This is a genomic window from Xanthomonas maliensis (genome assembly GCF_009192945.1).
Classification (GTDB): domain Bacteria; phylum Pseudomonadota; class Gammaproteobacteria; order Xanthomonadales; family Xanthomonadaceae; genus Xanthomonas; species Xanthomonas maliensis.
Window position 1 is genome coordinate 1 of record NZ_NSET01000109.1, and the last position, 8,625, is coordinate 8,625.

Below are 8,625 nucleotides of genomic sequence, written 5' to 3' on the forward strand. Positions count from 1 at the left end.
CGGACAAACCGATCGGCGTATTCCTGCTCGCCGGTACTTCCGGCGTCGGCAAGACCGAAACCGCACTCGCCCTGGCCGAAACCTTGTACGGCGGCGAACAGAACCTGATCACCATCAACATGAGCGAATACCAGGAAGCGCACACCGTCTCCTCGCTCAAGGGCGCACCACCGGGCTACGTCGGCTACGGCGAAGGCGGTGTGCTGACCGAAGCGGTGCGGCGCAAACCGTACTCGGTGGTGCTGCTGGACGAAGTGGAGAAGGCCCACCCCGACGTCCACGAACTGTTCTTCCAGGTCTTCGACAAGGGCTGGATGGAAGACGGCGAAGGCCGCCGCATCGACTTCCGCAACACCTTGATCATCCTGACCAGCAACGCCGGCACCGACCTCATTGCCAGCCTGTGCAAAGACCCGGAACTACTACCGGATCCAGACGGCATGGCCAAAGCCATCCGCGAGCCGTTGTTGAAGGTCTTCCCGCCGGCGTTGCTCGGGCGTTTGGTGGCGATTCCGTATTACCCGCTCAGTAACGCCATGCTCGGCCAGATCGTGCGGCTGCAGTTGAATCGCATCAAGCAGCGGATCGAGGAGCGCTACAGGATTCCGTTCGACTACGACGACTCGGTGGTGGAGCTGGTGGTCTCGCGATGCACGGAGAGCGAGTCGGGCGGGCGGATGATCGATGCGATCCTGACCAATTCGATGTTGCCGGAGGTGAGTCGGAAGCTTATGGAACGGCAGATTGAAGGTGATGCAGTTGCGGGTATCACTGTGTCGATTGCAGATTCTTCTTTCAAATACTTCACGGATTGAAGTTTGACCATTTGCGATTATTCCATGCGTTGGGAAATCGCCGTAGCCGCTTCGGAGCTGTGGTTGAATATGGTGATTAGATCCTCGTTGAGTCATTTGTTGCGAATCTGTATGCATCTAAAAAAGCTGCGCGGCTAAAGGCCGCCATCGGAGGAGATGTGACTTATTGGGTTGAATTAAAGAGCAAGAAGCACGCGAAGGATTGCCTCGAAATTCTATTTCCGCATATTGAAAATAAGGAAGAGTATGCGGATATCGCATGGTTCCTAACCGAGAAAGGTCGCTTTGAAAGCGTTCTTGAGGATGTGTCTAAAGAGCTATGGAGGCTATTTCCCGAGATGCGTCCTGGAAGCAATCGGCTTACTCGGGCAATCCGTGAGATGGCGTCACGTTATGGATTCTCTGCTTACAGCGACAACCAGAGTTTCTCAGCTCGACACGTAGTCTACATCGACAACATCGACGGTAAAACGTTTGTGAAAAACATCCAGGACAAGGTTCTCTGGAAAGATTCTTTCGGATTTGGTCACGGTGAGTTCTCTCATTCCTACCAGTGGCTGTCCATCGGTATGAATTTCGGTTGGGCCTCGGGTACGGCAGAGCTCTATGCAGGTACCGCTGCACGGTCAGCCTCGGGTGAGCCCATTTACGTGCAAGAAGGTGCCGACGTGATTGAGCGACGCGTGACCTTGTGGCAATGGCTGCTGGACTGCGTCAATGAGAAGTCGGAAAACGGCCCAACTGGATGGACAAAAGCCCACACTGAAAAATGTCAAGGGTGCTTCTCCAACTCCTATCGGTTCGCCAACTCGGTGCAGTCATTAATATCTAGAAATCCGGATTGGCTCATCGGTTACTACTCTAAGATTCGCGGAGAGATACTGAATTCGCATCGAGATCGCGCCATTAATGATGCGTATAATGTACTCCATAGATTTAATCCAGAAATTGCAAAATATGTGAAAAGAAAAAAACGGGAAATTGTTGAAAACTTTTTAAAAGATGGAGTTTCAAATAATTATAACGACGGTATCGCGCAGCGTTCCGGTCTACTAGATCATTATCGGGATCGCAGTGAAAAAGAGTGCGCTCTCGGTCACCAATCTACTCTCGTAAAACGTGGGGTTGTCGAAGCTAGTATTATCCTGGCGGAAACTGATTATGGATTGGAGAATGTTGAGGCGACATTCCACGGAGAAAAGCGTCGCTATAAAAAATTGAGGAGAATCGAATAACAAGTGGCCAAAAAAACAGGTCAGGCTCACTTTGCAAAAACGCAAAAACGCAAAAACGCAAAAACGCAAAAACGGGGTCGCAAAACGGAAAAAACGGCGGCAAAAACGGGATCAGGTTCACTTTGGACGCCGTTCCCTGGCCCCGCTTCTAGCCTTGCTTCCTGTTGATTGCGTCGCTCAAGTTTTTACCAGCCGGTGATGTCGCGGTCCTGGCGCAATAAGACGGGATGCCCGGCTGTGGATCGGGTTGGATTGCGGAGGTCGGAAAGCAGGTCTGAATCCTCATTGGAGGAAGCGAGTGCGTCGAACTGGATTCGCTTCATTTTCAAAGTCGATGTGACAAATCGATAGGAGCGTTGGCGGAACGAGCCTGCTTCGGTATGGAATACGGCTTGGTCCGCAATGCCTGGTACGATCATTTCGGGGAACGCGATGTGTATCGAATCTGACAGTAAGCTCAGTGAAGCGGAAGAGGCGGCGATTAACAAGTACTTCCAGTACTATGAGTACGCCATCTCCATCAATACAAGCATGCGCGGAAAAGGGGTCATTGACCCTCGGTACTCTAGCGAGGTCATGCGCGATAGCGCGATTATCCTCGATGCGATCAAGAACAAGGGTCTGACGCTGAAAGAAGACATCATCGTCTACAGGGCGATGAGCGAGAGCTTCGATAACAGCGACTCGGCATTGAGACTGTGCCGGAAGGTCCCGGCCGGTGCGCCAACGCGATGTCTGATCTCGGCGGCATCCACGTTGGCGGCAACCAAGTTTGGCGGCGGTGCGTACGTCTATCACATGGTGGTGCCGCGCGGGGAGCGCTGTATCCGTCGGGCGACAAGCAGTATCGGGGTCGGCAAGTGGTACGAGTACATATTGCCCCCTGGCGATATTGTCTACTACGGGAATTATTCCAATGTTCCCGACAAGTCGACGCCGGTGATTTACGTGAACGTCAATGAAGGCCGCTTGGGGGTGGAAGAGTGTAAGCGGCTCTTACAAATGGTCGGCATGCGGGACTTTTCCCCGCCGCCACCCGAGCCGACTCCTGATGTCGCACCTGGCCTGCCAGCGGTTAGGTCCATCACGCTACCTTTGCTGGGGAAGATTCCCGTACTGCTCGATAACTCGGTTGGTGGGCGATTCATGCTGTTCCATTGGGGGTTGGAACAAACCTTTGCCGACGAAACGATTCGCATCTTTGACGTGCGTCGCGGTCAGGCTCTCTTGAAATGATTGTCGTGATCATGGGAAGCAGAGGTGTAGGCATGCCTGTGCCTACCCGGATTCCGATCGACGATCGCATGAGCATGCGAAGGCCGCTCCTCGATCTGTCTGGCCTGGGTCATCCTTGTGGCTTCATAGCGAACGTCCGCAGAAGTAGTAACGTCACTCCAGTCGATTCGAATCCAGTCGGCGACACTTCCCGGCCATGCATTTCGATTGCATCGTCGGCGGCAATGCGTCCGCTCTCCTCTGCAGGCGCATCGCGCCATCCCATTCGGCTCGTGGGAGCAATCAATGAAAGTCTTCGGATACAAGGAGATGGTGCTCACGGCACCGACGGACCTTGGCAATGGCAAATTTCGCGCTGGCCTTACGCATCGGGTGTGGTTCGCCATGGAGGAGCTCACCGATGCCAACGCGAATTTCTGGTTCGATTATGCGACGCAAAAAGCGGGATCAGGTTCACTTTGGAAGTCAACCTGACTCCGTTTCCCCCGAAGTAACTCACCGATATGCCAAGACGAGCTAGTCGCCATGCCTAAGAACAACCGAATCAACGACACCATTGCCTTCATCCGAGATCTGCGAGTCAACAACCTCACTGTGCCAAGTGCGGAGACTATCGCCGATAACTTGGCGGCCATGGCCATGACAATCCCGGCCGCAGTGGATCAAGGTATGTCGTTGGGCGGGGAAGGCGGCGACAAGCAGGAGCGCAAGTACCGCCGCGCACTAATCTTGATCTACAGCGTGCTGTGCAACATTGCTGTACAGCGCGCTCGCCAGGAGGCGATGCAGGCACCCAGCTCGCAATTGCATGCGCGGCTGTTGCTGGTTGTCAAGGCAGCATTGGCCGTGAAAGGTGCAACCACGTTGCGCCCGATTGCCACGCAACTGATATCCAATCCGGCGCTGTTCCTAGTCAACCAACGGATCAAGACTAGCGCGGGAATGATGACGGCATCCGGTCCGACGCAGTACGACCTTTACTTCGACGGGCATTATAACCTTTACACGCTCGAACCCTCGCATCCCACTCAAGCGCATGTACACAGCAAGGTTGATGGCTACAACATCCATGTACAGAGCTATTCCAGCGTCAAGGACCAATTGCACGCCATTGATGGCAGCACGGTGACCGGCAATCTGGCGGTGACCACACAACTGAGCGGATGCGCCGTGATCTATCGCGTCAACGGCGGCAGCCTCACCATGGCGCACATCCGTCCGGATGACAAGGTACGCCATCTGCTTCCGCAGGACTTGGCGCAGTACGCCGGGTCGCCCTCCGGCGTGGCGCTGACGCAACGAATCGTGCGCGATGGAAACCTCGCCGGCGCGGCAGCCGGTACTTTGGGCGTATTCGGCATGGTTGCCGGCACGGGCAGTACCGCGCTGAGCTTGGCTGGCGCCCGTCGGGTGCGTACCCATGGCTATACCGATCAATGGGGAAACGCCTACTTCATCGGAGTGAAGGTCAATGGCAATTGGCAGCTGTTCGGCCAGCAGAACAATCCCCGCAACGCCAATGACGGTGTCTCCAACATGATGCAACTGTATCCCTGAGGCCAACCAGGACACGTTTCGTCCGGTTCCATCCACGTGAGGCAGGAAGATCCATGTCGGTCACCGAAGAAGATCTGAAATGGCGTGCGCGCGGAGGCGCGCGCGACGTGTTCGGCCGCCGCTATTCGGAGAGCCAGGTGATGATGCAGCCTGGTCGCCGCGGTGAAGACACGCAGGGCTTTCCGAAGGTCTGGTATCAGAACGATGCCGAGCGTTCCAAGCAGGAGATCTGCTTCCTGGGAGGATGCGTGCACTGGCGCAATCGGCCGGCGGAACGACCCAGCGACGCGTTGAGAGAGGGAATTTACATCTACGTGATCACCGTGGACGCAAAGTTCTACGCGATAGAGCAGCAGCCCATCGACGAGCGCGAATTGCACCATTCCACCATTCCGGCTGGCAAGGGACTGATCTGCGCCGGCATGCTGCGGGTGGATGTCCTGCACCGGCTAGTGAAGGTGGACAATCACAGCGGCCATTACATGCCGGACCTGTCCTGCCTGTGCAAGGCGGTCTACCTGCTACGTAAGGGCGGCTGCTCGATCGACAGCTATGCCGTTGGGTATGTGCCGCCAGTCGGTTTCGGCAACCCGCCGATGATCGATTACGCAACTGCCCGCGAATTTCTGGTCAAGGTACCCAGTATGCCGTGAGCAGGTGCAAAAAAGGAAGGATGTCTGGGTAATGGGGTCAGGTTCACTTATCAGTCGACAGCGGCGACTTGCTGATAAGAACCGTAACAGGGTCAGGTTAGGTTTCGGCAGTCACTTGCCAAGCTGCTTGCAGGTTGAGGTTAATGACTTCGGAATCGCTCGCGACCTGGGATCGTGATCATGCGATGGCCGCGGCCGCGCATGGTCGTTGCTTAAAGAGATGCCTGCCTTCCATTGCTGGACGTACGCTCTGCCACAAACGAACGCCAGGTGGTGTGTCGGTTGCTGGAGTGGTAACGAGGGCTGATGAGAGCACTCTAGTCCGGCAGGTTTGCACGCAACATGGGAGGAGACAATGAGCCAGTGTGAAGAATGCGGCAGGACGGGGAGGGGGAAGGCCATCCATCATAAGGTGACCTGCTCTTTGCGCAATAAGATGTCGTCTACACATGGACCTATGCGGACATCGGGTCGCCTTGCGAAGAAGGGCGAGGACGAAATGCAGCGGCTTCTTGGCGCGGCATACGGGCAAAAAAAACGGGAAATCCAGGGTGACATCACTCCTTTTCTTCATTTGCCGTTGGAGATTGGTAAGGATGGCCGGGGCTACACCTCGCGCAAAGCCAGGACGAAGATCAATAACACGATCTCCTCGACGCGCAAGATGTACTCCAGAAAAGAGGATTTGCCGGATATTCCAAGGATGCTGGAAAAGAAAGCTGCAGAGAAGAAGAGCAAGCACTTGCGCTTCAGCGACCGTAATAGCAACACGAATTTCAAAGTCGGTTCCGATGTGACATACGTTGAGTACACGGGCGCAGATTTTGCGGGGACGCGTACGCCTAGCGACACACCTCGACCTAGAAGCCCAAGGCCCGAAGACACAGGCGAAGCGTTGCCTGTGCCGAACATGCGCTACGAGCAGACACATCAAGCCGCTTACAGTTTCACTGGCGAACCTGGGCATACCATCCATGCGCCGACCCAGGCCAACCAAGTTGCCGATTGCCACATGGAAACCCTGATCAGGGGCACGCCAGGCGCGTTCATTGCCCGCGAGGACACCTACGAGCGCTCTACGATCTGGGCGTTTCGGCCCGTGCAGGAGGGGTACGAGGGGTATACCGTCAGCTACATGCGTCGCAACGTGCTCGACGCTGAATCGCAGGACGGAGAGGCAGAGGACGCTACGATGCCGATGCAGGACCAATAAGCCTGATCGATTTTGAAAACCTCAGGGTCAGGTTCACTTTGGAAGCCAACCTGACCCCGTTTCCTGGCGCGGCGCCGCCCTGCAGATGCAGGTGCCCGCACGGCATGCGCAGGGATCGGCACTGCAGCCCTCGTGTCCTGCGCGCGCCAGCGGTCGTTCGCTTCGGTGCGTGCGTTCGCCATATGCAAAATTTATGTGGCCAGTGCGTTTCTTTATGTCGCGGTGGATGGAGACTTTACGGACGTGGGTCCTATCGTGCCTGGTCCCCGTAAGACGGGAACATTCGCTCCTCCAACCATGTATCGCACAGGCTACTCTATGCAGCTCTCCACCCAGGCGCTCGCTTCCGGCGCCGATGTCCTGGAAGCATCCGATCCCCTGCCGCAGAGCGGCGAAAACTTTGATCCTGCGCTGCTGTTCGGCAATCTCGATATGAACCTGAGGCAGCGCTCGCGCTATGTCGAGGCGCTGAACCGGCAGGACCGCGAGCAGGGACGTATGCCCTACCACCGCGAGATCATCTCGCCTGCCGACCGCCAGGTGATGGTCCTTGACCGGTGCAGCGGCAAGGCCCGGCCGATGCTGATGTTCGGTTCCAATAACTATCTCGGCCTAGCCAACCACCCGCACGTGCGGGCCCGCGTGGCTCGCGCCATCGCCCAGTACGGCACCGGTATCGGCGGGCCTCCGTTTCTCAATGGCTACCTCGGCATCACCCGCGAACTGGAAGAGCGTCTGGCCGCGCACAAAGGCCAGGAAGACGCGATGATCTTCTCCAGCGGCTTCTCGGCGAATCTGGCGCTGCCGGGCGCGTTGATGCGGGTGAGCGATCGCATGTACTACGACGAGTATTCGCATGCGTCCTGGTTCGACGGCCTGAAGCTGTCCGGACATGCCGCGCGTCGCTTCCCGCACAACGATCTGGGACGGCTCTCGCATTTGCTGGATCAGCACGATCGCGGCAACCGCGATCTGTTCGTTGCGGTGGAAGGTGTGTATTCGATGGACGGCGACCTGGCGCCGCTGGATCGCCTGATCGGGCTATGCAAGCGCCGGTCGGCGATGTTGGTAGTCGATGACGCCCACGGTACCGGCGTGCTCGGTGCGCACGGCTGTGGCGCCGGCGAGCACTTCGGTGTGGCCAAGGATATCGATGTGTTGATGGGTACCTTCAGCAAGACGCTGGCGGTCAATGGCGGCTTCGTCTGCGCCTCGCGGCCGTTGATCGAATACCTACGCTACATCGCGCGTTCGTACATGTTCTCGGCAGCGCTGCCGCCGACCACGATTGCTGCGGTGCATGGTGCCCTGGACGTGATCGAAGTCGAGCCGGACCGCATGCGCCAACTGCATGCCAACGTCGCTGCGCTGTGCGCGCGGCTCAATGCCTTGCGCTGGGGGCTGAACGTGTCCACGCCGTCGGCGATTCTGGTCGTGCGTACTCCAGTCGACATGGATGCCAAGGCGGCTGCGATGCGCTTGCACCAGCTCGGCGTGTTCGTCAATCCGGTGCATTACCCGGCGGTGCCGCGCGGTGAAGAACGACTGCGCATCAGTGTGATGGCCACGCACACCCAGACCGATCTGCAGCGCTTGGCGGAGTGTATCGACCAGGTCTGGGACGCCCACGCCCGCAGCGACACGCGACTGCGGCTGCAGTTCTAGCCGACCGCTGCGCGTGCCGGTTGATGTCGGCGCGCGCACGCGTTCGGACTTGTCAGTGCGTAAGAACGTGCTTTGGGGACTGGAGCTCGTCACCCAGGCAGGTCTGCTAGCGCCATCCTTCAACTGAATTCCTCGACCGATGCAGCGCACTCCGCACAGCTGGCTTGCGGACGCGCCGACCAGGGTTGGCGCGCGTGCGGTCGGCGGGTGCGGGATGGGTCTTGCAGGCAATGGCGTAAGCTCCCCCGTCA

8 protein-coding genes are annotated in these 8,625 nt (G+C 57.3%); all 8 read left to right on the forward strand.

Translation table 11 applies throughout. The annotated features are described in order from the left end of the window. The coding region (locus tag CKY51_RS22050) for an AAA family ATPase (RefSeq protein WP_425509551.1) at positions 1-815 on the forward strand (815 nt) is incomplete at its 5' end. Positions 816-973: 158 nt separating this feature from the next. Further along, positions 974-2,050, forward strand: a complete 1,077-nt coding sequence (locus CKY51_RS22055) for a hypothetical protein (protein ID WP_152250036.1) — start codon at positions 974-976, stop codon at positions 2,048-2,050. A 432-nt stretch (positions 2,051-2,482) separates the two neighbouring features. Then, entirely contained in the window at positions 2,483-3,286 is an 804-nt protein-coding gene (locus CKY51_RS22060) for an ADP-ribosyltransferase family protein (RefSeq protein WP_152250038.1), read from the forward strand. Between the two features lie 285 nt (positions 3,287-3,571). Then, positions 3,572-3,760 (forward strand): hypothetical protein, encoded by a 189-nt coding sequence (locus CKY51_RS22065; protein WP_152250040.1) that lies wholly within the window; start codon positions 3,572-3,574, stop codon positions 3,758-3,760. 51 nt (positions 3,761-3,811) lie between these two features. Next, positions 3,812-4,843 (forward strand): hypothetical protein, encoded by a 1,032-nt coding sequence (locus tag CKY51_RS22070; RefSeq protein WP_152250042.1) that lies wholly within the window; start codon positions 3,812-3,814, stop codon positions 4,841-4,843. Between the two features lie 53 nt (positions 4,844-4,896). Then, positions 4,897-5,496 carry a hypothetical protein gene (locus tag CKY51_RS22075; RefSeq protein WP_152250044.1) on the forward strand — a complete coding sequence of 200 codons (600 nt, stop codon included), beginning with the start codon at positions 4,897-4,899 and terminating at the stop codon, positions 5,494-5,496. A gap of 355 nt (positions 5,497-5,851) precedes the next feature. Then, positions 5,852-6,709 carry a hypothetical protein gene (locus CKY51_RS22080; RefSeq protein WP_152250046.1) on the forward strand — a complete coding sequence of 286 codons (858 nt, stop codon included), beginning with the start codon at positions 5,852-5,854 and terminating at the stop codon, positions 6,707-6,709. A 318-nt stretch (positions 6,710-7,027) separates the two neighbouring features. Next, the gene (locus tag CKY51_RS22085) at positions 7,028-8,374 is read left to right on the forward strand and encodes an aminotransferase class I/II-fold pyridoxal phosphate-dependent enzyme (protein WP_022972611.1); all 1,347 of its coding nucleotides are present in this window, start codon (positions 7,028-7,030) and stop codon (positions 8,372-8,374) included. Positions 8,375-8,625: the final 251 nt, after the last annotated feature.

What these genes read in the sequence shown, in the direction of transcription:
- CKY51_RS22060 (WP_152250038.1), top strand. Translation starts at nt 2,483, where the DNA reads ATGTGTATCGAATCTGACAGTAAGCTCAGTGAAGCGGAAGAGGCGGCG.
- CKY51_RS22065 (WP_152250040.1), top strand. Translation starts at nt 3,572, where the DNA reads ATGAAAGTCTTCGGATACAAGGAGATGGTGCTCACGGCACCGACGGAC.
- CKY51_RS22070 (WP_152250042.1), top strand. Translation starts at nt 3,812, where the DNA reads ATGCCTAAGAACAACCGAATCAACGACACCATTGCCTTCATCCGAGAT.
- CKY51_RS22075 (WP_152250044.1), top strand. Translation starts at nt 4,897, where the DNA reads ATGTCGGTCACCGAAGAAGATCTGAAATGGCGTGCGCGCGGAGGCGCG.
- CKY51_RS22080 (WP_152250046.1), top strand. Translation starts at nt 5,852, where the DNA reads ATGAGCCAGTGTGAAGAATGCGGCAGGACGGGGAGGGGGAAGGCCATC.
- CKY51_RS22085 (WP_022972611.1), top strand. Translation starts at nt 7,028, where the DNA reads ATGCAGCTCTCCACCCAGGCGCTCGCTTCCGGCGCCGATGTCCTGGAA.